Raw genomic sequence first — 22623 nt, forward strand, 5'->3', positions numbered from 1 at the left:
GTGAACGAAACACCGGATACAGTGAGACTGATCCCGCTTTGACACAGCAAGCTTCAAGAAAAAGCAACAAGCAGCATTAACAAGCAAGCGTAAATTAAAAACTCGGTTCTTGCCCCTTTTAAGGATGTTGGCGTCGCTGTACAACAGCACAGGCATCACAAGTATCAAAAAACACGCCAACCTCCAACAGTTACGCCTGACGACCATAGCGTCCGGGAACCACCTGATCCCATGCCGAACTCAGAAGTGAAACCGATCAGCGCCGATGATAGTGTGGGGCCTCCCCATGTGAAAGTAGGTCATCGTCAGGCACCTATAAGATAATCCCCTTGGCTCAGTGAGCCAGGGGGATTTTTTTATGGCGTCTGAAAAAGACGACTTGAACATGCCATGTGACTGATCGGTCTGGAACCGATCAGAACGGCCGAAGGACGGCCCGCAGGGTGAGTGCCAGGGAGGGTGCGAATCAAGTAGGTCATCGTCAGGCGCCTTTTCAAAAAACCCCTTGAGCGAAAGCTTGAGGGGTTTTACTTTTGGGGTGGGATAAAAAAGTGGGATAAAAAAAGACCGCTGATACTGCGAACGATGGATCAATAAAACCCCGGCCAATGACCGGGGTTTTATTTCAGGGCTTAAATACCCTCGTGGGTCAGCAATATCTTGCCAATTGCCTGCCCACTTTCCAGATAGGCATGAGCCCTACCAACATCGCGAAAACTGAAGCGTTCAGCGGCCAGTAGCGGTTTGATTTTTCCTTCCTCCACCAGTTGTGTCAACGCGGCCAGACGGGCTGGTTCCGACTCTATGTCCATACCGGTGAGCAGTGGCAGTGCTCTGAATACAACGTGTAATGTCAGGTTTTTGCCATGCATCAGTGACAGGTCATGACTGGAGCGTGTGTTGATCGATGCAATGCGACCACACAGGCTGGCTGCTTGAAAGCTATCATCCAGCGAGCGTCCACCAACAGTATCAAATACAACCGGGTAACCTTTTCCACCTGTGAGGCGCTGAACATAGTCGCTGACAGCTTCTTCCTTGTAGTTGATGACCTCGTCTGCACCCAGTTGTCTGGCAAGGGCCGCTTTTTCAGCAGATGAAACCGTGGTGTGAACTTCTGCTCCACGTGCCTTGGCGAGCTGGATGGCTACGTGGCCAACACCGCCTGTGCCACCCTGGATCAGGACTTTTTCGCCGGGCTGAATATTTGTGCGTTCCACCAGTGCACTCCAGGCAGTCATGAATACCAGCGGCAGCACTCCAGCTTCTTCCAGTGAAAGCTTGTCAGGTGCATGGGTGATCAATCGTGCATCCACTACCATGAGATCGGCCAAGGCACCCTGATTGCCTTTTAAGCCACCAGCACAGCCAATCACCTGGTCACCAATATGGAAGTGCTTGATGCCTTTGCCGACCTGATCCACAACACCTGCTACATCGGCATTTAGAATCGCAGGAAAGGCTGGGCCGGCCAGTACAGCTCCGGAGCGAATTTTAAGCTCTAACGGGTTAACGCTGGAGCTTTTGACGCGAATACGAACTTGCCCTGGACCTGCAACTGGATCAGCAATGTCTGCTGCTTCAAATGCATCGTATCCACCGGGTTGCCTGATGACCATTGCTCTCATGATTTTGCTCTTTATTCTGGTTGGAGTTAGAGTCGCGGGTGACTGAAGTTTAGCTGCTGTAGCTATCAAAATCATGTGTTCAAGGATTACTTGTGTTTCTGACCATAGCAAATATTGTGTTGCCGGTATTTTTGATCGTATCAACAGGTGCAGTTTATGCACGTTGGTTCAAGCCTGATCTGGCCTGGATCAACAAGCTGAATATGGATGTTTTTATACCCGCATTGATCTTTTCTGTGCTCTCAAGCAGTGATTTCCAACTGGTCAACTATTTGCATCTTGCTTTGGGTGCTGCAGCGGTTGCACTTGGTTCAGGCTTATTACTCTGGCCGTTGGTAAAGCCCTTGCACGTTGAGGCCAGAACGTTTTTGCCTCCGATGATGTTTAACAATACCGGTAATATGGGAATACCCTTGCTGGTGCTGGCTTTTGGTGAATCAGCCTTACCTGCTGCCGTGACGGTATTCATCACTGTGACCCTGCTGCATTTCACGCTGGGTTTGTACATTCTGGATCGCTCAACACGTTTCAGCTCTTTATTGCGTGTCCCCATTGTGCTGGCAACGTTGGCCGGTCTGGTATTCAGTCACTTTGAGCTTATTATGCCGGGCTCATTGGCGCTACCGATTGAAATGCTGGGGCAGATATCCATCCCCTTGATGTTGTTTGCACTGGGGGTGCGTCTGCTGGATGTGGACTTGAGCGACATGAAGCTGGGCGTGATCGGTGCCATTGCCTGTCCGGTTTCTGGTGTGCTGATGGCTTATCTGGTGGCACCCTTTCTGACCTTGCCGGGTGATCAGTGGGGTATCCTGCTGGTGTTTGCCGCGCTGCCGCCTGCAGTTTTAAATTTTATGTTGGCTGAGAAATATCAACAGGAACCACAGCGGGTTGCATCGATTGTACTGGCAGGAAACTTTGCCAGCCTGGCCTTCATCCCTGCGGCACTTTGGCTGGCATTGTTCTGAGAAAGGATTTAACGGCTCAGTGACCTCAGACGGTCACGTGCCTCCTGTTCGATGCGCCTGCGAGCTTCCTGTTCTGCTCTGCGCTGGGCGGCTGCTGCTTCTTCTCTGGCACGGGCTTCAGCCGCTGCACGTGCTTGTTCTGCCTCACGCCGTGCCGTATCACGCAGCATGCCTGAAATCACATCAGTGACGGCTCGTGTATCCGGACGGCAACTGATGGCTGGTGTTTCACCGGCCAGTGAGCCACGGCACTCAACGGGCCACCGGACTTGCGCCAGATTGGGGCTAACCCGGCAAGCATGCTGATCCGCATCGGTGGTGAAGCGAATGCCAAGGTTGTAGAGGAAGTTTTCATCAACCAGGTGGTAATAACCCAAACCTGAAACTTCAAAGCCGGGAATGGCAATCCGCAGCTCCCGGTTGTGCAGCTTGCCATTGATCAGGTCGATATCGGCCAGCAGGCTGGTAAACTCGGTATCGGGGCTCCACTGCTGCTGGCTGGTGCGTCCATCCAGGCCGGCGGCAGCCACACAGACTTCACGCGAGATGTTGACTCCTGTGATAGCTCCGTTCTGAATGCGTAATGACCCCTTGCCATTGGAGCCTGCCAACCACTCCGACATACGGGTACCGGTGGTTCGGAAATCACCATTGATATTCAGTGCGCCTCGCAGGGGGATGGACTCTAATTCAAGGTCATTCAGCAGCGGGCGCAGATTCATGTCCTGTAGTCGAGTACTGAATTGCAGGCGTGCCGTTTCATCACGAACATCCACTGTGGCCTGGTTACGAAACTGGCCCTGATACAAGTCCAGGTTGGCACGTTGAAGTTGAATCAGACCGTCCTGTGCAAGCAGTGCAAGATCCAGCTTCTCTAGTGTCAAACCGGCAATACCCAACTTGTCCAGAGTAAAACCAAGATCCAGGTTCAGAGAGCGTAAAAGCTCAACCGGCAGTAGCTCCTCATCACTCGCTTCAACCTCAGCGGCTCCCACAGCAACAGCCTCATCAGTTGGTGGTGGCAAATAGCGATCAGCATCCAGTTCATCACCGGCCAGGCGAAGTACGATGGCAAGCTTTTCAAGGTCTACCGCGGCCTGTCCCTGGAACTGGGTGGAGTCAAATACCAGATGCATTTGAGGAAGCAGGAGTTTTGCGGTACTACCTGAGAACTGCAGATTTAATGCTGTACGACTGAGGGTGGTTGTATCCTGCATTTCAGGCAGTTCAATGCCCAGAGCCGTCAGCAGTTGACGCAGTTGTGGGATTTCAAGCTGGAGCTTGCCACTGAACTGAGGATCATCGAGTAATTGACTGACGTTTACCTGAAGTTGTTGCTGCAACTGATCAAGAGACAGGGATTGCTGGATGCTGGCTTGTTGATTGGCAAGGTCTGCAAGGGCTTGCAGGGATAGCTGCATGGGTAGCATTCTGGCTTGTGGTTCAAGCCTTACGCCGGAGCTGAGCTCAAATAGCTCCAATTGATATTGTTCTGCTGACAGATCCAGGCCGGCCTGGAGCCTGATGCGTGTTGCATCCAGCTGCGGAAGCTCGGTATCAGCCCAGCGAGGCGCACTGAGATCCAGCGTGAGTGGCAGTTCAATTTTGCCCGTCTGCATATTTGCCAGCAGACCGCCTTTCAGTTGCATGCTGATGGGTGCAGCAAGCAGCTCAGGAAAACCAGCTTCCAGTTTAAGGTCAAGCTGACTCAAGCGGTAAGTTTCACCTGCCAGATCCAGTTGGACGCCGGTATTCAACGCCAGCGCCAGTGTCAGTTCAGGTTCTGCCAGCGCCAGTCTGGCCGTTGCTTCGAGATTAAACGGTTGATCCAGGCTGAAGTCCCTGATGCGCAGGCTGACATCAGAAAGCTCCAGGGCAAGGCCTTCAACTTCATCGAGCAGTCTGACTCTGGCCCGATCCAGCCAGATGTCATCAATCAGCAGGTTGATGGCAAGATCTGAGCTGCTCTGGTCTGTTTCAGGAGTGACAGACTCAGTGACTGCATCTTCAGTGGAGTCGGTTACCAGGCTTTGCTGAATCAGTTCCCAGTTGGCAACGCCCTGTTGATTACGATGCAAGAATACTTCGGGCTGAATCAGGTGAATCAGGCTGGCACGTACTTCACCAGTCAACAGGGGCAGTACTGCGACGCCGATAGCCGCTTGTTGCATGCTGGCGAGGGGTTCGGCATCGGGAGTGGAGAGGGGGCGTACCTGAACTTCTCCTAGCTGAATACCCAGATAAGGATAAAAACTCCAACTGAAATCACCTGGCATACGCAGGTCAATTTCAGCCTGTTCAGCAGCCAGCTGTTCAATTCGCGGTTTAAAGTTGTTCGGGTCAACAAAAAGAACCAGAGCAAGAATTGCCAGGATCACCAGGGTAAACAGACTGAATACACCTACCAGCAGCCACTTCAAAAGACGCCTCATGGGCCGAACTCCTTTTACAAAGTTGAAGGGCAGGCCACGCCTGCACAGCTTCTGACCATTCTACCCATGGAACGAATAAAATCGACCATCTGCAGGGGCGGTAAGCAAAAATTTACAGAGCCCGGGACAGTTGTTACCCCCGGTTATGTGCAAACTGTTGTTCTTTCTGCTCTTGCAGCTGTTTGGCTTCCAGTGACAGTTCAGCGGTTGGCCGTAACAGCAAGCGTTGCAGGCCAATCGGATCCCCTGTTTCCCGGCAGAAACCGTATGCACCTTTTTCGATCTGTTCAAGGCTGTGAAGTATCTTGCTCAGCAGCCTGGTTTCTCGGTCTGCCTGGCGTAATAACAGTGCCTTTTCTTCTTCCAGGCTGGCCTTGTCTGTATCGTCACCCTGCTCTGCTGGCTCACTGATCGCCAGGCGTAATGCCTCCAGGTGTTGGGTCACTTCCTGTTGCTGGTTCAACAGCAAAGAACGGAAAAAAGCCAGCTGTTGTGGATTCATGTATTGGTCATCAGGCATGGCCAGTAACTGGGCTTCACTGATGATGGGCAGATTATTCATGGCCTTCTCCTTGCGGATCAGTGATTCGAGGTCTGTTTTACAGTCCTGGTTATAGCTCAGTTCTGTGATTCCTGCGCGATGAATGAACGGATCATCTGGTTCAGAAAGCCGAAGACTCGGTTACTTCAAAATGAATCATGTAGCGCCGATTGATTTCCGGGCAGCCATGCAGGGAGCCACAGCCACGCCCATCCTCCACCCGCAGTACATAAGTGCCTGCATCCAGTTGTCGGCGAATGCGGAAATTACGTCCTTCACCACTACTCCAGTCCCGGGTGATAACGCGGCCATCCGGATAAAACAGTACGGCATCAGGAAATACATTGTTGGTACGTGATGGGGTGCTGCTTTCCAGCAGCACATCTGAGCGGCGATCGAGCACAAAATAGAAGCGCACCACTTCGCGTTCCCCCAGCTCGCCCTGGAATACACTGCCGGGTTGCAGCCGGATGAAAGAGTCAGGTAACTCAACTGCCTTGCTGTAGGGCAGCCAGAGAGACAACAAAGAAAAACAGATCAGACGCTGCAGCATGGTTTTAATCCCTGAAGAAGACCAATTAAAGCGAGTTAAACAAAAATCATATCAACAGGTTAGCCGAAAACAATCCCGCTTGCGCCGGTTTTGGTGATTCGGCAGGTGTGACACTCGGCAGAGGTGTTTATAATGGTGCACCGCTGAATTGTCAGACCCTTACGAAAAAAATTGAGGCCAACCCATGATTATCAAGCCCAAGTACCGTGGATTCATCTGTACGACAACACATCCGACTGGTTGTTACAAAAATGTTGAGGAGCAGATCGCTCTGACCCGTCAGCAGGGTGTAAGTGAAGGTGGCCCCAAAAAGGTGCTGGTGATTGGTGCTTCCAGTGGTTATGGCCTGGCTGCGCGTATTACAGCTGCTTTTGGTTATCAGGCAGCAACCCTGGGTGTGTTTTTTGAAAAGCCGGGCACTGACCGTAAACCCGGCACCGCCGGCTGGTACAACTCCTGGGCATTTGAGCAGGAAGCCCGCAAGGCCGGACTTTATGCCAGGTCCATCAATGGTGATGCTTTTTCGGATGAAGTACGCGCCAAGGCCATTGAGATGATCAAGGCTGATCTGGGTGAAGTGGATCTGGTGATCTACTCTCTCGCCTCACCGGTTCGTAAACTGCCGGATACCGGTGAAGTGAAACGCTCCGCGTTGAAGCCGATTGGTGAGGTGTATCGTTCCACGGCCATTGATACCAACAAGGATCAGATCATTGAAGCTGAAGTGGAGCCAGCGACTGAGCAGGAAATTGCTGACACCATCCGTGTAATGGGTGGTGAAGACTGGGAGTTGTGGATGCAGGCACTGGATCAGGCTGGTGTGCTGGCCAAGGGTGCCAAAACGACAGCCTTCAGTTACATCGGTACCGAAATCACCTGGCCGATCTACTGGCATGGTGCACTGGGCAAGGCCAAGGAAGACCTGGACCGTGCCGCAGCAGCGCTGAACCGTCAGCTGTCTGAGAAATACGGTGGTACTGCCAATGTGGCGGTGCTCAAGTCAGTGGTCACCCAGGCCTCTGCTGCCATTCCGGTGATGCCGTTATACATTGCGCTGGTTTACAAGGTGATGAAAAGTCAGGGCATTCACGAGGGTACCATTGAGCAGCTGAATCGCCTGTATCGCACCCAACTCTATCGTGAGGATGGTCGGGCCATGGATCTGGATGATGCGGGTCGTCTGCGTCTGGATGACTGGGAATTGCGTGATGATGTACAGAATGCCTGTAAGGAACTCTGGGCCAGAGTCAACAATGATAACCTGTTTGAGCTGACCGACTACGCCGGTTACAAACACGACTTCCTCAAGCTGTTCGGTTTTGAACGGGATGATGTGGACTATGAGGCTGATGTGGCAACGGAAGTAGCCTTTGATGCCGTGGATGTTGGTTGATCAACGATCAGTTGTAGCAACTGAAAAGGGGCCGATCTGGCCCCTTTTTACTTTCACTATCACTTTCACAGATGTGTCAGATCTGTACTGCTCAGGTTTTGAACCAGGCAACTGAGCTGCGCATTTCTTCGGCTATCTCTTGCAGTGCACGAGCAGCAGTACTGGCCTGAGTGGCAGCGGCAGCGGTTTCCACCGTCATGCTGGCAATGTTCTCTACCTGCTGAGCGACATCCTGACTCACGGCGGTCTGTTCTTCCAGGGCACTGGAGGTTTGGTTGATCACGTCTGCGGTTGAGATGGCGCCGTTACGCACTTCTTCAATCACCTTGCCTGCTTCAGCCGCCTGCTCGGACCCAGTGTTAACCACTTCCACGGTGCGCTGCATGGAGCTGACCGCCTGCTCGATTTCTGTCTGGATGCCGCTGACCATCGTAGCAATTTCATCTGTGGCATCACTGGAGCGTTGTGCCAGTTGGCGCACTTCGTCAGCCACCACTGCAAACCCACGTCCATGTTCACCGGCACGGGCTGATTCGATGGCAGCATTCAGTGCCAGCAGGTTGGTTTGTTCAGCAATCGCCTGGATCTGATCAACAATCTGAGAAATTTTGGTGGAGCGCTGGTTCAGCTCATGCAGCTTTTCAGCAGTTTCCAGTGACTCCTCGGCAATTCGATTCATGCTGCTGACGGTGGCCTGAATCACGCTGCTGCCCCGTTCACTGGCACTGCGTGCTTCTTCTGAATTGTCAAAGGCCTGGCGGGCACTTTCTGAAACATGACCAATGCTGACGGTTAACTCTTCCACGGCAGCGGCGATCAGGTCGCTGGCCTGGGATTGCTCTTCCGTGGCCTGGCTGATGGCACCGGCACTTTCTGCCACCTGGCTGCTGGACGATGCCAATTGTTCTGACTGGGACTGCAGGGTCTGGACCAGATCGCGCAGTCTTTGGCGCATGCTGGCAAAAGTATGCAATACCTTGCTGACTTCATCTTTGCCAGTCACCTGGATGTTATTGCTCAGATTGCCAGCTCCCACCTGCTCGGCGACTTCAATCACATCATCCAGGCGGCGGGCGATGCTGATCACCACCGGCAAGGCCAGCAGCAGGATCACCAGCAGTACCAGTGCAACGGCGGCCAGGGCCACCCACTGCAGACGGTCCAGTTGGTCATCGGCACGGGTGATGCGTCGTTCAAAAGCGGCCTGAACCTCCTCTTCTATGGTGTCGGCCAGCTCCAGTATGCCGTTCAGGGAGGTGAGCATGCTGCGGGCCAGTTGCAGTGCTTCCGGATCCTGCTGACTGCGGGCCAGTTGATGACCCGTTTCCAGCAGAGGGGCGTAATAGCGGTTTTTATGTTGATCAAACGACTGCTGCAGTGCTGTCAGTTGTTGCAGGCGAGTTGTCTGATCGCTGCTGGTTTGCTGGCGAGTGAAGTTGATCTGCTCCAGCAATTCCTGTTCCTGCTGCTGGAAGCGCTGGTAATACTCGCTTAGGCCGGTGCTGGCATAACTCTGGGCGCTGGCGTCCATACCGTTCAAGGCCGTGGTGATGTCGCCCAGTGCTTCCATCATATTGCCGGTGCGGATGGCATTGTCGAGGGTACTTTGCAGGGAAGATTTTTCCGTGGTGATGAGCGTGGCAACCGCCAGCATCAACGCAAAGATCACCGTAAAAACCAGATAAAGACGTCCCTTGATGGTCGTCAGCAGAGTGCTCATAAAAAACTCCTTGTTCTTGGTTAAGGCTACAAATGCTGCTTTTGCTGGATATCTTTCTGCTTGAAGTTTGACACAAGACAGTGGTGGCAGGGCTGGTTAAGCGTATCAATTTGTTGTTTAAAGACTTCTGTTCGTGTCAATTTAATGGGGTTGAATGCCATAAAAAGACTAGCAAGGAGGCTTCCAAGGTTTTTGGAGCCGACGATATGGGATGTTTTGCTGCGGTTTTTAGTGATTATTTTGGATAACGGGGTGTATCCAGTTGCATGTGTTGGCTGGTCGGATAGGCAATACAGGGCAGGATCAGGCCTTCATCCAGCTCCAGCTGGTTCAGGCCGCGCGGTAGGTGGGTTTTATAATCAATGGTTCCGACCAGCAGTTTGCAGGCACAGATGCCACAGACACCATTGCGGCAAGCCTCACGCCAGGGATGACCTGCCTGCTGCAGAGTCTGCAGCAGGGTTCGTTCGGGGTGCAATTGCAGCTCACCGGGTTGCGGTGTCTGGCTCAGTTGCAGTGACATGTCAGTGGGCTTCATCCCAGTTGCTGCCACTGCTTGCTTCGACCAGCAACGGGACATGCAGTTGTGCGGCCTGTTCCATGCAGGGCTTGATGCCCTGAATCAAGGCATCCACCTGGTCTGCTTTCACTTCAAAGACCAGTTCATCATGCACCTGCATGATGATGCAGGCATCCAGTCCGGATGCCTCCAGCCATTGATCCACTGCCAGCATCGCGGCTTTCATGATGTCTGCAGCGGTGCCTTGCATCGGGGCGTTTATGGCAGTGCGTTCGGCAGCCTGGCGCTGATTGAAGTTGCTGGAACGGATTTCCGGCAGATAAAGGCGCCGACCTGCCAGGGTTTCCACATAGCCCTGTTCAGCAGCCTGGCTGCGGGTGGCGTCCATGTAACGGCGCACGCCGGGGTAACGTTCAAAGTATTTTTCGATATAGAGTTTGGCCTGACCGGGATCGATGTGCAGCTGGCGCGACAGACCAAAAGCACTCATGCCATAAATCAACCCAAAGTTGATGGCCTTGGCATTACGCCGCTGGTCTGCGGTGACCTGATCCGGTGTAGTGCCAAACACTTCTGCGGCGGTGGCACGGTGAATGTCCAGACCTTCGGCAAAAGCTTTCAACAGGCCTTCATCGCCGGAGAGGTGGGCCATGATGCGTAGTTCGATCTGAGAGTAGTCGGCCGCAACCAGTTGATAACCGGGTTCGGCAATAAAGGCCTGACGGATGCGTCGTCCTTCTTCCGAGCGAATCGGAATGTTCTGCAGATTGGGATCAGAACTGGACAGCCGCCCGGTGGCGGTGACCGCCTGATGATAACTGGTGTGCACCCGACCGGTGGTTGGCTCCACCAGCTGCGGCAGTTTGTCCGTGTAAGTGTTACGCAGTTTGGACAGGCCACGATGCTCCATGATGATTTTCGGCAGGGGGAAGTCCAGTGCCAGTTCTTCCAGAATGGCTTCAGCGGTTGATGGCGCACCCTTGGGGGTTTTTTTGATCACCGGTAGCTTTTGCTCATCAAACAGGATTTCGGCCAGTTGTTTGGGTGAGCCCAGATTGCATGCCCGTCCGGCCAGTTGATGGGCTTCTGCCTCCAGTTCAAGAATGCGTCGGGCCATTTCCTGCGAGTGACGCTGCAGGTGGAGCACATCAATCTTGACGCCGTTGCGTTCAATTTTTGACAGCAGGCTGAGCAGGGGGATTTCCAGCTGCTCTAGCACTTGTTGCAGGCGTCCGGCCGCCTGAACCTGAGGAGCCAGTGTCTGATGCAGACGCAGGGTGATGTCCGCATCCTCGGCGGCATAAAAGCTGGCCTGCTCCAGTTCAATCTGATCAAAGGTCAGTTGTTTGGCGCCTTTGCCGGCTATGTCTTCAAAGCTGACGGTTTTATGTCCCAGATACTTCAATGCCAGTGAATCCATATCATGCCGGGTGGCCGTGGAGTTCAGTACATAGGATTCCAGCATGGTGTCCGAGCGAATGCCACGCAGGGTGATGCCATAACGGGCCAGTACACTCATGTCGTATTTGAGGTTCTGACCGATCTTTCCGATGGATGGATCTTCCAGCAGAGGTTGCAATTGCTGGAGTACAGCCTGGCGATCCAGCTGTTCCGGTACACCGGGATAGTCATGCGCCAGTGGCAGGTAAGCGGCTTCACCAGCCTGCACGGCAAAAGACAGGCCCACCAGTTCTGCCTGCATGTAGTTCAGGCTGGTGGTTTCGGTGTCCAGTGCAAAACACCCGGCCTGGCGCAGCTTGTTCAACCACTGATCCAGTTCATGCTGGGTTAACAGGGTGGTGTAGTGAGTCTCGTCCGGTGGTTGGGTGGTTGGGTTAACAGCTGAGGTGGTTGGCGCCGATTCCTGTCCTTCACCGGACAGCAGCTCAGCCAGCCAGCTTTTGAACTCCAACTCGGTGTAGAGGGTTTGCAGGGCTTTCCGGTCCGGATGAGCAATGTCCAGATCATCGGTGGTGACATCCAGTGCGCAGTCGGTTTTGATGGTGGCCAGTTGATAGGACAGGTAGGCCTGGTCCTTGTGTTCTTCCAGTTTTTTGCCAGTGGTTTTGGCACCACGGAAATCCAGTTGGGCAATCTCATCCAGCCGGGCATACAAGTCATCCAGGCCGCCAATGCCCTGTAACAGTGCCAAAGCGGTTTTTTCACCGATGCCGGGTACGCCGGGGATATTGTCAGATTTGTCACCCATCAGGGCCAGAAAGTCGATGATCAGCTCCGGTCCGATGCCGTATTTCTCTTTGACACCGGCCTCATCCAGATGGCTGCCGGTCATGGTGTTGACCAGCGATACATGGGGGCAGACCAGTTGCGCCATGTCCTTGTCACCGGTGGAGATGATGACATCACGGCCATTGGCTGCGGCCTGTCTGGCCAGGGTGCCGATCACATCATCTGCCTCGACACCTTCCACACATAAAAGCGGCAACCCCAGCGCCTTCACGCAAGCATGCAGGGGTTCAATCTGGCTACGCAGGTCGTCCGGCATGGGGGGGCGATGGGATTTGTACTCAGCAAACAGGGCATCCCGGAAGGTGGGGCCCTTGGCATCAAACACCACCCCCATAGGGCTGTCTGGCCAGGTTTTGATCAGGCTTTTCAGCATGTTCAACACCCCTTTGATGGCACCAGTCGGTTGCCCACGCGAGGTGGTCAGTGGCGGCAAGGCATGAAATGCACGATAGAGGTAGGACGAACCGTCGACCAGAATCAGGGGTGGCAGGGATGTTGAAGAAGCCATGGGCAGTGTTCCGAAATCCGCGGCAAAATGCCGGTATGTGTTAGAATAATCCGATGATGCAGAGGCTGTTGATCAAAGGATACTGAACTCTGCCGGACAACGCACCCTTCGGAGATTTTCCCGATGAAAAAAATACGCCTCACCGGCTTGCTGGTTTTATTGCTGGCGCTGATGCTTTCTGTTGGCTGGGCACATGCCAATACGCCGGAGCCGGAAATCACCATTCGTCAGGAGGGTGACAAAACCATCGAAGAATACCGCATCAATGGCCGTCTGTATGCCATCAAGGTGATACCGGCCCGTGGTGAACCCTATTATCTGGTGGATTCCGAAGGTGATGGTGAGCTGGATCGTCAGGAGCGTGGTCGCCTGTTGATTCCAAGCTGGATTCTGTTCCGCTGGTGAGGTGCAGTCTGAAGTGAAAGCAGGCAGAAAAAAAAGCAAGAAGAACAAGTACTCCCGCCCGGTCAGGGCTTTTTTCATTCGTAACGGCTGGAAGCTTTTGTCATATTTGCCGCTCAGAGCCTTGCAGGCCTTGGCTGTGCCGCTTGGCTGGCTGATCTGGCGTGGTTCCAGGCGTGAGCGACGTGTCACTCTGACCAACCTGAAGCTGGCTTTTCCTGATTTGAGCGTGGCAGAGCGCAAGTCGCTCGGTAAGGCGTCCCTGATAGAAAGCACTCGCACTCTGTTGGAAATGGGCTTTATGTGGATGGCGCCCAAAGATAGGGTGCTGGCCAGCGTTCGCAGTGTGCAGGGTGCCGAAGAGCTTGAGCGGCTGCAGCAACAACAGCAACCGGTAATCCTGCTGGGTCCCCACATCGGCCAGTGGGAGTTGATCGGCCAGTGGTTCTCAGCCCGCTTTCCATTGACCTGCATGTATTCCTTGCCCAAAGTTCGTGAGCTGGATCCGGTGATTCGGCAAGGTCGCTGTCGTACCGGTGGTTTTCTGGTGCCGGCAGATGTGAAAGGGGTAGCCGGTCTGTTAAAGGCTTTGAGGCGTGGTGAAGCGGTTGGCATCTTGCCAGATCAGGTGCCGGATAGGGGGCAGGGAGGGGTGTTTGCACCTTTTTATGGCCATCCGGTGCTGACGGCCACCCTGTTGCCAAAACTGGTGCAAAAGACCGGTGCCAGGGTTTTTACTGCCCTGGCCAAGCGCCTGCCTCGTGGCGAGGGTTATGAACTGATCCTGATTCCTGCTGATGAACGGGTTTATTCTACTGATGAGCAGGAGGCTACGGCTGGTGTTAATGCCAGTGTAGAGCAGATCATCAGTTACGCACCAACGCAGTATCAGTGGGCTTACAAGCGTTTTAAGCGGGTTCCGAAAGGCACTCCAAAACCCTATAAATCCAGGCGCTTTTGAAGCAGGCAATAAAAAAAACCATCATGGCCCTGTGGCTGGGGTAAAAGCTGCCGGCCAAAGCGCAGGGCTTGTCCCCACTCAGCCTCAATGTCCTGATGAACCGCATCTGCGGTCTGGTGCAGGAAGCTGGCCAGCGGATGCTGGTTTTCTTCCGGCAGAATGGAGCAGGTGGCATAAAGCACTAAGCCGCCCGGTTTCAGTAACGGCCAGAGCTTCTGCAGGAGTTTTAGCTGGATATCCGCCAACTCCTTGATGTCACTGTCGCGGCGCAGCAGCTTGATATCCGGGTGGCGCCGAATGACACCCGTGGCTGAGCAGGGGGCATCCAGCAGGATACGATCAAAAGCCTGCCCATCCCACCAGTGCTCCACTGCCGCAGCGTCAGCACATTTTACTTCCGCCTTGAGTTGCAGTCGTTGCAGGTTTTCATGCACTCGCCCCAGCCTGCTTTCATCCACGTCCAGTGCCAGCAGATTCAGGTCGGCTGTTTCCAGCAAATGAGCCGTTTTGCCACCGGGTGCACAGCAGGCATCCAGCACTCGCTGCCCTGCCTGTAAATCCAGTAGCAGAGGTGTCAGTTGCGCTGCTTCATCCTGCACACTGAAATGCCCTTCGGCAAAACCAGGTAACAAAGCCGGGTGTGTTGGCTGCTCCAGCGTGATGCCCCAGGGACTGAAGGTTGTGGCTGTGGCAACAATGTCGAGCTGTTGCAGTTGCTGCAGATAAGCTTCACGGGTGGTCTTGCGTTGGTTGATGCGCAGGGTCATGGGTGGCTGCAGGTTGCTGGCTGCACAGATGTCTCGCCAGTCCTTGCTGTAAGCTTTTTTGATGCGTTTTAACAACCAGGCAGGAAAGGCACTGGCAGCTGTTTCTTTGCCTTCTGCCAGTTGTATCAGAGCTTCCTGTTCACGTTGAAAGCGCCGCAAGCAAGCATTGAGCAGTTTGCCAGCCCAGGGTTTGTTGAGTTTTTTGGCAGCTTCAACACAGGTGTTGATGGCGGCATAGTCAGCAACACGCCCTTCCTGTAATTGATACATGCCGATCAGCAGCAGCGCCAGCACATCCAGGTCTTTGGATTTCAGTGATTGCTGCAGCAGCTGATCAGCCCAGAATTGCAATCGAGGCTGGAAGCGGCAGACACCAAAGGCCAGCGCCTGGGTCAGGGCGGCATCTTCGTTGTTAAGCCCTTGTTGAGCACGTGGCAGGCTACTGCTCAGTGAAGCCTTTTGTTGCAGTACGGGTAGCAGGGCTTTGACTGCCCGCAGTCGCGGTTGGACGCCATCATTCATGCAAAAAGCTGCCCCGCTGCAAAGCGTTCGGGGTGACCATTCAGCAGATCAGTCACATTCATCTGGCGACCACCGGGCAGTTGCAGTTGGGTCAGCTTAAGGCAGCCTTCACCGCAGGCCACGATCAGGCCGTCTTTTTCGATATCCAGTAGTGTGCCAGGTTGAGCATTGTGTTCTATATTCAGGGGTTTTGCCTGCCAGATACGGATCACGTCATCACCTTCGGTAAACCATGCCACCGGCCAGGGGTTATAACCTCTTACAGTCCGATCCAGTTCAGTTGCAGGGCGTGGCCAGCTTACCCGTGCTTCTTCCTTGCTGAGCTTGGCGGCATAACAGGCTTCGGCCGGGTTTTGTGTCTCCGCAGTGGCCTGGTACTGGTCAAGCTGTTGCAAAAGCTGTTGCAGGGCTTCACCGCCCTGGATGGCCAGTTTGTCATGCAGGCTGGCGCTGGTGTCTGTTGCAGTGATGGGGCAGTGTGTTTTTAATAACATTGCGCCGGTATCCAGGCCTGCATCCATTTGCATCAGGGTAACCCCGGTTGCGGAATCACCTGCCAACAGTGCCCGTTGAATAGGGGCGGCACCACGCCAGCGTGGCAGCAGTGAGGCGTGCACATTAATGCAGCCGAGCGTGGGAATATCCAGCACTGCCTGAGGCAGCAACAGGCCGTAGGCAACCACAATCATCAAGTCGGGTTGCAAGGCACGCAGCTCAGCTTGTGCAGCTTCATCCTTCAGGCTCAGGGGCTGATACACCGGTAACTGATGTTGTAGCGCCAGTTCCTTGACCGGACTGGGTTTTAATTTGCGACCACGACCAGCGGGCCGATCCGGTTGGGTATAAACAGCCACCACTTGGTGGTTGGTGTCACACGCAGCCAACACTGCTTTGAGTGAGGTGGCAGCAAATTCCGGAGTGCCGGCAAAAACAATACGCATCGGTCAGGCCTTCAGGCGTTTCATCAATTTTTTGCGAACCCGATCCTGTTTCAGGCGGGAGAGGTAGTCGACAAACACGATGCCTTTCAAATGGTCAATTTCGTGTTGCACGCAGTGAGCCAGCAAGCCATCACATTCAAAGGACAACGGCTTGCCATGACGATCCAGTCCTTTGACCTGGATCCTGATATAGCGCTCAACATCAGCGTAGTATTCCGGTACTGAGAGGCAGCCTTCCTGCATCAGCTCGCAGGCTGGATCCAGCGGTGTGAACTCAGGATTGATCAGTACCAGCGGCTGATTTTTTTCTTCCGAAACATCAATCACAATCAGTTGCCGATGGAAGTCCACCTGTGTAGCTGCAAGGCCAATGCCGGGCGCGTCATACATGGTTTCAAACATGTCGTCGATCTGTTGTTGCAGAGCTGGAGTGAAATCTGCTTCGGTCAGTGGAGTGGCCTTGATGCGCAGGCGCGGATCTGGATATTCGAGAATGGTCAGCAAGCTCATGGTTTGTCTCTGGGTTCAAAAAAGGCATTTGCCGGATAAATGCAAGTAAATGTACTTGCCGCGTTTCAAGCTTTCAGGCAAAGTGTAACTTAAAGTAAGTGCATGGAGGCTTGGACTGTTCCGGGGCCTGAGAGTTTGGATTCACAACGGGTAAAATTATGTTCACATTAGGATTTCGCCGTCTGTTGTTGCTGGTTGTGGTTGCTGGCTTTTCCATGATGGTTCAGGCGACCAGTTTAAAGGTAGATGCGCCCAAACGCTACGAAGTTCAGCGTGGTGACTCCCTCTGGTCGATTGCGGAACGCTTTCTGGATGATCCCTGGATGTGGCCGCATCTCTGGCGTGCCAACCCTCAGGTACAAAACCCTCACTTGCTGTATCCCGGCGACATTATTGAGTTACTGCAAGTGGATGGCCGCACAGTTGTGCAACTGCGACCCCGTTTACGCATCATGACCTTGCAGGAACCCATCCCCTTCATGCCGCTGGAGCAGGTTGATGCTTTTCTCAATCGAGACGTGATGATTGATCGTCCTGATTTTGAAGATGCCTTGTACATTGTTGGCCTGAGCGAAGAGCGAACCCTTGCAGGACGGGGTGATCAGGTCCAGGTTTTAGGGAGTCTGACAGCGGGCGTTACCCGTTACGGTATTTATCGTGATCTGGAGGAAATACGCCATCCAGTCACCCGTCAGCACCTCGGATTCAAGGCTCGTGCCATCGGTGTGGCTTATCTGGTTTCCGATGAAGATCGTATGGCCAGCTTCAGAATTGTTGAAAGTCAGGAAGAGATCCGTGTGGGTGACCGACTGCTGCCGTTTACCGACTCACCCTTTGATGCCGGTTTTCAGCCGCGCCCACCGGCAGTTGCGTTACATGGCATGGTATTGAGGGCGTTGGCTGCGAGTGAGCAGCAGCTGATAGGCCCTTATCAACCGATCATGCTGGATCTGGGCAGTGAACAACTGCAGCCCGGCCATATGGTGGAAGTATTGGCACCTGGCCGCCGAGTGCGTAACCCTCAGACTGGAGAAGTGGTGTTTGCTGCTGAGAATCCGCGTGGTCTGGCCATGGTTTATCGTACTTTTGACCATGTCAGCTTTGCACTGGTATTGCAGTCGCATCAGCCGATGGCGCCTGGTGATGCCTTCCGGCAGGGGCCACGTCGCTGACCGCACGCTTTTCTTTTAGCCAGGAGGGCTGATGCCGCACGACAGGGATGTCGAACAACTCTTGCCGCACCTGATCCTGTGGCTGCTGCCTGGCCACAATCAGCGTCGTATCGCGCAAATACGGCAGCAACTGGAGCCTTCAGCGGCTGCAGATCCGCATGCCTTGTTGCAAGCCCTGTCATCCTTTCCACGCGTTCAGCCGCAGTTGGCTGCCCTGTGCAGACAGGCTTTGCACGACCCCTGGCGTCTGCCTTTTGCTGATCAGATTCATCGGCACTTGTTATGGGCTGAACATCCGAAACATTGGTTGTTAACACCAGAGCAGCAGCCTGAATGCCTGGCTGAGATTGCTGACCCGCCTTTATTACTTTGTGTTTCCGGTCAGCATCAAGCGCTTGATTCGCCCGCCCTGGCCGTAGTGGGTAGCCGCAATGTCACCCCGGAAGGGCGGCATAATGCCAGCCACTGGTCAGCCCATCTGGCCCATCAGGGGCTGAACATCATCAGCGGTCTGGCACGTGGTGTGGATGCTTATGCTCATCAAGGGGTGCTGGATGCTCGTGAGCGAGGAGCCAGTGGCGCAACCTTTGCGGTATTGGCGCAAGGCCTGGATCAAATCTATCCTCCGGAACATAAGTCGTTGGCAGAGCGAGTTTGTGAGCAGGGAGCTTTGTTATCGGAGTATCCTCTGGGTGCTTCCCCGTTGCCGCGCAACTTTCCGGCGCGCAACCGCATTGTGACTGGTCTGTCTCTGGGGGTGCTGGTGGTGGAGGCTGCGCTGCGCAGTGGTTCACTGGTCAGTGCACGCCATGCGCTGGAGCAGGGGCGTGAAGTGATGGCGATTCCTGGTTCGGTGCGCAGGAAACAGAGTGAGGGTTGCCATCAATTGATCCGTCAGGGGGCCGCACTGGTGACTCATCCGGATGAGGTGCTGGCAGAGCTGCGACTACCCCTTCAACAGATCATTCAGGCAACTGATGGTTTGTCACCCTTTGTTGCCGGGTCCGGGGTTTCAGAATCTGGGGTTTCAAAACACCTGCAACCCCTTTATCAACTGATCAGTGATGTGCCGCAGACCGCAGATCAGTTATTGTTACAGCTGGATTGTGAGACTGCCGAGGGCCTGGCGCTGTTGCAGGAGCTGGAACTGGATGGGCTGATTGAACAGTGCCCCGGCGGCTGGTGTCGAAGTGCTTGAGTCCGGTGCGGGTCTGGGGTAACGTGCCATTCCTTGTCGACTTGCCGGAGATTCCCGGTTTTGTTCCTGAAGTGTTGAGTGAAAATCATGTCATCTGAAAATGCTGTTTCCACTTCCGTTAAACTGACAGAAGTGGATCAGGCAGCCATCAGGGAAGCGGCTGCCGTGCTGAGGCAGGGCGGCGTGGTGGCCTATCCGACCGAGGCTGTCTGGGGACTGGGTTGTGACCCCTTTAACAGTCGTGCTGTTCAGCGTTTATTGCTGCTGAAGCAACGTGACCCCTCCAAAGGCGTGATTCTGATTGCTGCATCCATGGAGCAGTTAAAACCCTGGCTGACGGGCCTGAGTGCTGAACACAAGCTGCAGCTGCAACAGAGCTGGCCAGGCCCACAAACCTGGCTGGTTGAAGACAATGGTTATACCCCGGAGCTGATTCGCGGCAAACACACCAAGGTGGCTTTGCGGGTGACTGATCATCCCTGGGTGGTGGCGCTTTGTGAAGCCTTTGGTGGCCCACTGGTCTCCACCTCGGCAAATATGGCGGGAGAGCCGCCCTTGTGTACCCATCAGGAAGTGATGGCCGCTTTTGGACAGGATGTTGACGCTGTATTGGATGGTCCGCTGGGGGGGCTGGAGCGGCCAAGTCGCATCACGGATCTTGCCACCGGTGAAGTGCTGCGCGCCTGACGCAGCACTCAACTGAATCACAGGAGAAGGTGTTTTGTCTGAATCCTTACCGGCTGCTGTGGATACAGCCGCCGTCAAAAACTATCTGCTGGGTTTGCAGGATTCCATCTGTACTCAGCTTGAATCCCTGAATGGTCAGTCTTTTCTGGAAGACAGCTGGGAACGCCCCGGTGGTGGTGGTGGACGTACCCGGGTGCTGCAGGAAGGTGCATTGATCGAAAAGGGTGGTGTCAACTTCTCCCATGTTTTTGGCGATCAGCTGCCTGCTTCTGCCACTGCTGCCCGACCGGAGCTGGCCGGGCGGAGCTTTCAGGCCATGGGTGTGTCACTGGTGATTCACCCGCGTAACCCCTATATTCCCACCTCTCATGCCAATGTGCGTTTTTTCATCGCTGAAAAGCCCGGCAGTGAACCCGTCTGGTGGTTTGGCGGTGGTTATGACCTGACACCCTATTACCCCTTTATGGAAGACGTGGTGCACTGGCATCAGGTGGCAAGGGATGCCTGTGCACCCTTTGGACCGGAGGTTTATCCGCGTTACAAACAATGGTGTGATGAGTACTTTCACCTGAAACACCGCAATGAACCGCGTGGTGTGGGTGGCCTGTTTTTTGATGATCTGAACCAGCCTGATTTTGAGCGGTGTTTTGCCTTTATGCAGGCCATCGGCAACAGCTATATGCCTGCTTACCAACCGATCATCGAAAAGCGTCGAGACATGCCTTACGGTGAGCGCGAGCGTGAGTTCCAGGCATTCCGACGTGGGCGTTACGTGGAGTTCAACCTGGTCTGGGATCGTGGCACCCTGTTTGGCCTGCAAAGTGGCGGTCGTACGGAATCCATTCTGATGTCCTTGCCTCCTCAGGTGCGCTGGGGTTATGACTGGAAACCGGAGCCAGGCTCGGTGGAAGAAAAACTCTACCGTGACTTTCTGCGCCCGCGTGATTGGCTGGCTGCTGAACCATAAAAACAACAACAGGTTAAAAACCTATGGAACAACTGGATGCCGTGGTGATCGGAGCCGGTGTGGTCGGGTTGGCAATCGCACGAAACCTGGCCCAGGCAGGGCGTGAAGTGCTGGTACTGGAAAAAAACACCCGCTTCGGGGAAGAAACCAGCGCTCGCAATTCCGAAGTCATCCATGCCGGACTCTATTACCCTCAGGGTTCACTCAAGGCCCAGACCTGTGTCCGAGGCAATCGCCTGCTGTATGACTATTGCCGCGAGCGAGCCATTCCTCACCAGGCCTGCGGCAAGTTGGTGGTGGCCACCGACGTCAACCAGCTATCACAACTTCAGGCCTTGCAGCAGCAAGCAACCAACAATGCCTGTGTTCCCCTGACCTGGCTGGACAAGGCGGAACTGCAGACTATCGAGCCTGAACTTCGCGCTGAAGCGGCACTCTTGTCACCCTCCACCGGCATTGTTGACAGTCACAGCCTGATGCAGGCCCTGCTGGCTGATCTGGAAGCGGCCGGTGGTCAGCTGGTGACGGCCAATCCGGTGACCGGTGGCCAGATCAACCCGCAACAACGGGTGTTGCAACTGGATGGTTATGATGTTCAGGCCGCATTGGTGGTGAATGCTGCCGGTTTGCATGCTCCGGCGCTGGCGCGACAGTTACACGGTGCTGCAGACTGGATACCGGTACCCGCTTTTGCGCGAGGCAATTATTTTTCACTCAGTGGTAAAAACCCTTTCCAACACCTGATTTATCCCCTGCCTGAACAGGCTGGACTGGGCATTCATCTGACGCTGGACCTGCAGGGGCGCGCCCGCTTCGGGCCGGATGTGCAGTGGCTGGATATCCCGGATGCATCGGTGATTGACTACCGGGTGGATGTGTCACGTAAAGAGGCCTTTGCTGAGGCCATACGCGCTTATTGGCCAGTACTGGACAGCAATGCACTGCAGCCTGATTATACCGGGGTGCGTCCCAAGATTACTGCACCGGGTGTGGAGGCTGCAGACTTTCTGCTGGCAGATGCCCGGTTGCATGGTTGTGACGGGGTGATGCATCTGTTCGGTATCGAGTCACCCGGACTGACTGCCTGTCTGGCACTGGCCGAAGTGGTGAGTGCCCGCTTATTAAATACAGGAGCCTGATGGCCATGGATCATTACGCCGTATTCGGTAACCCGATTGCCCACAGCAAATCGCCGCAGATTCACGGCTGGTTTGCTGAACAAACCGGTCAACAGATGGATTACCGGGCCATTCTGGCGCCGGAAGATGATTTTGAAGGCAGTGCCCGGCAGTTTTTTGATGCCGGGGGGCTGGGTGCCAATGTCACGGTTCCCTTCAAGCTGGATGCGCTGGTGTTCAGTGATCAGTTGTCCCCCCGGGCCCGCCGAGCCGGTGCAGTGAACACCCTGCAAAAGGGCAAAAATGGTGAAATTTACGGTGACAACACGGATGGCATCGGGCTGGTGCGTGACCTGAGTGATAACCTTGGCTTTAACCTGCGCGGCAAGCGGGTATTGTTGCTCGGTGCCGGTGGGGCTTCACGGGGAGTGATTGAGCCACTGCTCAAGGCGGGTATTGCACGTCTGAAAATTGCCAACCGCACACCGGAAAAGGCCCAGCAACTGGTGCAGATTTTTCATGGTCTGCAACCGGATGCTGAGCTTTCAGCGGGTAACTGGGCCAGTCTGAATGCCAGTCAGTACGACCTGATCCTGAATGCCACTTCTGCCAGCCTGTCCGGTGACCTGCCGCCACTTCCTGATGGGCTGCTGGCCGCTGGCGCGCTGGCCTATGATCTGATGTATGCCAGACAAGCCACTCCCTTCATGCGTTGGGCAGAGGCACAGGGTGCTGCACAGGTGGCCGATGGTCTGGGCATGCTGGTCGAGCAGGCCGCTGAAGCCTTTTTTCTGTGGCGTCAGGTACGTCCTCAGACCAGTGGCGTGCTGCAACGCCTGCGTGAACAGTTGATGGCAGGCTGAGC

At 54.5% G+C, this 22623-nt stretch carries 20 protein-coding genes and 1 rRNA gene; 11 read left to right on the forward strand and 10 right to left on the reverse strand.

Annotated elements, in window-relative coordinates; translation table 11 throughout:
- Positions 1-195 precede the first annotated feature (195 nt).
- A 5S ribosomal RNA gene (gene rrf / locus BT114_RS14245) occupies positions 196-311 on the forward strand.
- A 321-nt stretch (positions 312-632) separates the two neighbouring features.
- Here the strand turns inward: rrf and BT114_RS14250 are convergent.
- Entirely contained in the window at positions 633-1628 is a 996-nt protein-coding gene (locus tag BT114_RS14250; RefSeq protein ID WP_072327177.1) for a zinc-dependent alcohol dehydrogenase family protein, read from the reverse strand.
- 116 nt (positions 1629-1744) lie between these two features.
- Here BT114_RS14250 and BT114_RS14255 point away from each other — a divergent pair, with 116 nt between their 5' ends.
- Positions 1745-2596 (forward strand): AEC family transporter, encoded by an 852-nt coding sequence (locus BT114_RS14255; RefSeq protein WP_342715852.1) that lies wholly within the window; start codon positions 1745-1747, stop codon positions 2594-2596.
- A gap of 8 nt (positions 2597-2604) precedes the next feature.
- Here the strand turns inward: BT114_RS14255 and BT114_RS14260 are convergent, their stop codons facing one another.
- From BT114_RS14260 to BT114_RS14270, 3 genes are all read right to left on the reverse strand, one after another.
- Positions 2605-5028: an AsmA family protein gene (locus BT114_RS14260; RefSeq protein WP_072327179.1), complete on the reverse strand. Its 2424-nt coding sequence runs from the start codon at positions 5026-5028 to the stop codon at positions 2605-2607.
- 133 nt (positions 5029-5161) lie between these two features.
- A complete protein-coding gene (locus BT114_RS14265; protein WP_072327180.1) occupies positions 5162-5590 on the reverse strand; it encodes a TraR/DksA C4-type zinc finger protein in 429 nt (142 codons plus the stop codon).
- Positions 5591-5690: 100 nt separating this feature from the next.
- Positions 5691-6122 carry a hypothetical protein gene (locus tag BT114_RS14270; protein ID WP_072327181.1) on the reverse strand — a complete coding sequence of 144 codons (432 nt, stop codon included), beginning with the start codon at positions 6120-6122 and terminating at the stop codon, positions 5691-5693.
- 184 nt (positions 6123-6306) lie between these two features.
- Here BT114_RS14270 and fabV point away from each other — a divergent pair, with 184 nt between their 5' ends.
- Complete coding sequence (gene fabV / locus BT114_RS14275; protein ID WP_072327182.1) at positions 6307-7515, forward strand: enoyl-ACP reductase FabV; 1209 nt, start codon at positions 6307-6309, stop codon at positions 7513-7515.
- Positions 7516-7606: 91 nt separating this feature from the next.
- Here fabV and BT114_RS14280 read toward each other — a convergent pair whose 3' ends face one another.
- The 3 genes from BT114_RS14280 to polA form a co-directional block, all read right to left on the reverse strand.
- Positions 7607-9235 carry a methyl-accepting chemotaxis protein gene (locus tag BT114_RS14280; protein WP_072327183.1) on the reverse strand — a complete coding sequence of 543 codons (1629 nt, stop codon included), beginning with the start codon at positions 9233-9235 and terminating at the stop codon, positions 7607-7609.
- A gap of 235 nt (positions 9236-9470) precedes the next feature.
- Entirely contained in the window at positions 9471-9758 is a 288-nt protein-coding gene (locus BT114_RS14285; RefSeq protein ID WP_072327203.1) for a 2Fe-2S iron-sulfur cluster-binding protein, read from the reverse strand.
- Between the two features lies 1 nt (position 9759).
- Positions 9760-12513: a DNA polymerase I gene (gene polA, locus BT114_RS14290; RefSeq protein ID WP_072327184.1), complete on the reverse strand. Its 2754-nt coding sequence runs from the start codon at positions 12511-12513 to the stop codon at positions 9760-9762.
- Positions 12514-12636: 123 nt separating this feature from the next.
- On the opposite strand from polA, the gene BT114_RS14295 reads away from it, so the two are divergent.
- Together BT114_RS14295 and BT114_RS14300 are read left to right on the forward strand one after the other, a co-directional pair.
- The gene (locus BT114_RS14295; RefSeq protein ID WP_084662300.1) at positions 12637-12918 is read left to right on the forward strand and encodes a DUF2782 domain-containing protein; all 282 of its coding nucleotides are present in this window, start codon (positions 12637-12639) and stop codon (positions 12916-12918) included.
- Between the two features lie 13 nt (positions 12919-12931).
- A complete protein-coding gene (locus BT114_RS14300) occupies positions 12932-13876 on the forward strand; it encodes a lysophospholipid acyltransferase family protein (protein WP_072327205.1) in 945 nt (314 codons plus the stop codon).
- Here the strand turns inward: BT114_RS14300 and rsmB are convergent.
- The 3 genes from rsmB to def are packed head-to-tail and all read right to left on the reverse strand — an operon-like array spanning position 13855 to position 16616.
- On the reverse strand, positions 13855-15165 hold the full coding sequence (rsmB, locus tag BT114_RS14305; protein WP_072327185.1) for a 16S rRNA (cytosine(967)-C(5))-methyltransferase RsmB: 1311 nt from the start codon (positions 15163-15165) through the stop codon (positions 13855-13857). The two genes, BT114_RS14300 and rsmB, sit on opposite strands and share 22 nt — an antisense overlap.
- Positions 15162-16106, reverse strand: coding sequence for a methionyl-tRNA formyltransferase (fmt, locus tag BT114_RS14310; RefSeq protein ID WP_072327186.1), 945 nt, complete (start codon positions 16104-16106; stop codon positions 15162-15164). The genes rsmB and fmt overlap by 4 nt, the downstream gene beginning before the upstream one ends.
- A gap of 3 nt (positions 16107-16109) precedes the next feature.
- Positions 16110-16616: a peptide deformylase gene (gene def, locus BT114_RS14315; RefSeq protein WP_072327187.1), complete on the reverse strand. Its 507-nt coding sequence runs from the start codon at positions 16614-16616 to the stop codon at positions 16110-16112.
- A gap of 158 nt (positions 16617-16774) precedes the next feature.
- Here def and BT114_RS14320 point away from each other — a divergent pair, with 158 nt between their 5' ends.
- The 6 genes from BT114_RS14320 to aroE all read left to right on the forward strand — a co-directional run bounded on the left by BT114_RS14320 (position 16775) and on the right by aroE (position 22621).
- On the forward strand, positions 16775-17788 hold the full coding sequence (locus BT114_RS14320; protein WP_072327188.1) for a LysM peptidoglycan-binding domain-containing protein: 1014 nt from the start codon (positions 16775-16777) through the stop codon (positions 17786-17788).
- 31 nt (positions 17789-17819) lie between these two features.
- Positions 17820-18986 carry a DNA-processing protein DprA gene (gene dprA / locus BT114_RS14325; RefSeq protein WP_084662302.1) on the forward strand — a complete coding sequence of 389 codons (1167 nt, stop codon included), beginning with the start codon at positions 17820-17822 and terminating at the stop codon, positions 18984-18986.
- Between the two features lie 87 nt (positions 18987-19073).
- Positions 19074-19673 (forward strand): L-threonylcarbamoyladenylate synthase type 1 TsaC, encoded by a 600-nt coding sequence (tsaC, locus tag BT114_RS14330; protein WP_084662306.1) that lies wholly within the window; start codon positions 19074-19076, stop codon positions 19671-19673.
- Positions 19674-19707: 34 nt separating this feature from the next.
- Positions 19708-20640, forward strand: coding sequence for an oxygen-dependent coproporphyrinogen oxidase (hemF, locus tag BT114_RS14335; RefSeq protein WP_245770456.1), 933 nt, complete (start codon positions 19708-19710; stop codon positions 20638-20640).
- A gap of 23 nt (positions 20641-20663) precedes the next feature.
- Positions 20664-21779 (forward strand): NAD(P)/FAD-dependent oxidoreductase, encoded by a 1116-nt coding sequence (locus BT114_RS14340; protein WP_072327189.1) that lies wholly within the window; start codon positions 20664-20666, stop codon positions 21777-21779.
- 5 nt (positions 21780-21784) lie between these two features.
- Complete coding sequence (aroE, locus tag BT114_RS14345; protein ID WP_072327209.1) at positions 21785-22621, forward strand: shikimate dehydrogenase; 837 nt, start codon at positions 21785-21787, stop codon at positions 22619-22621.
- Positions 22622-22623: the final 2 nt, after the last annotated feature.

The sequence above is a fragment of the Marinospirillum alkaliphilum DSM 21637 genome, assembly GCF_900119735.1.
GTDB classification, from domain to species: Bacteria; Pseudomonadota; Gammaproteobacteria; order Pseudomonadales; family Halomonadaceae; genus Marinospirillum; species Marinospirillum alkaliphilum.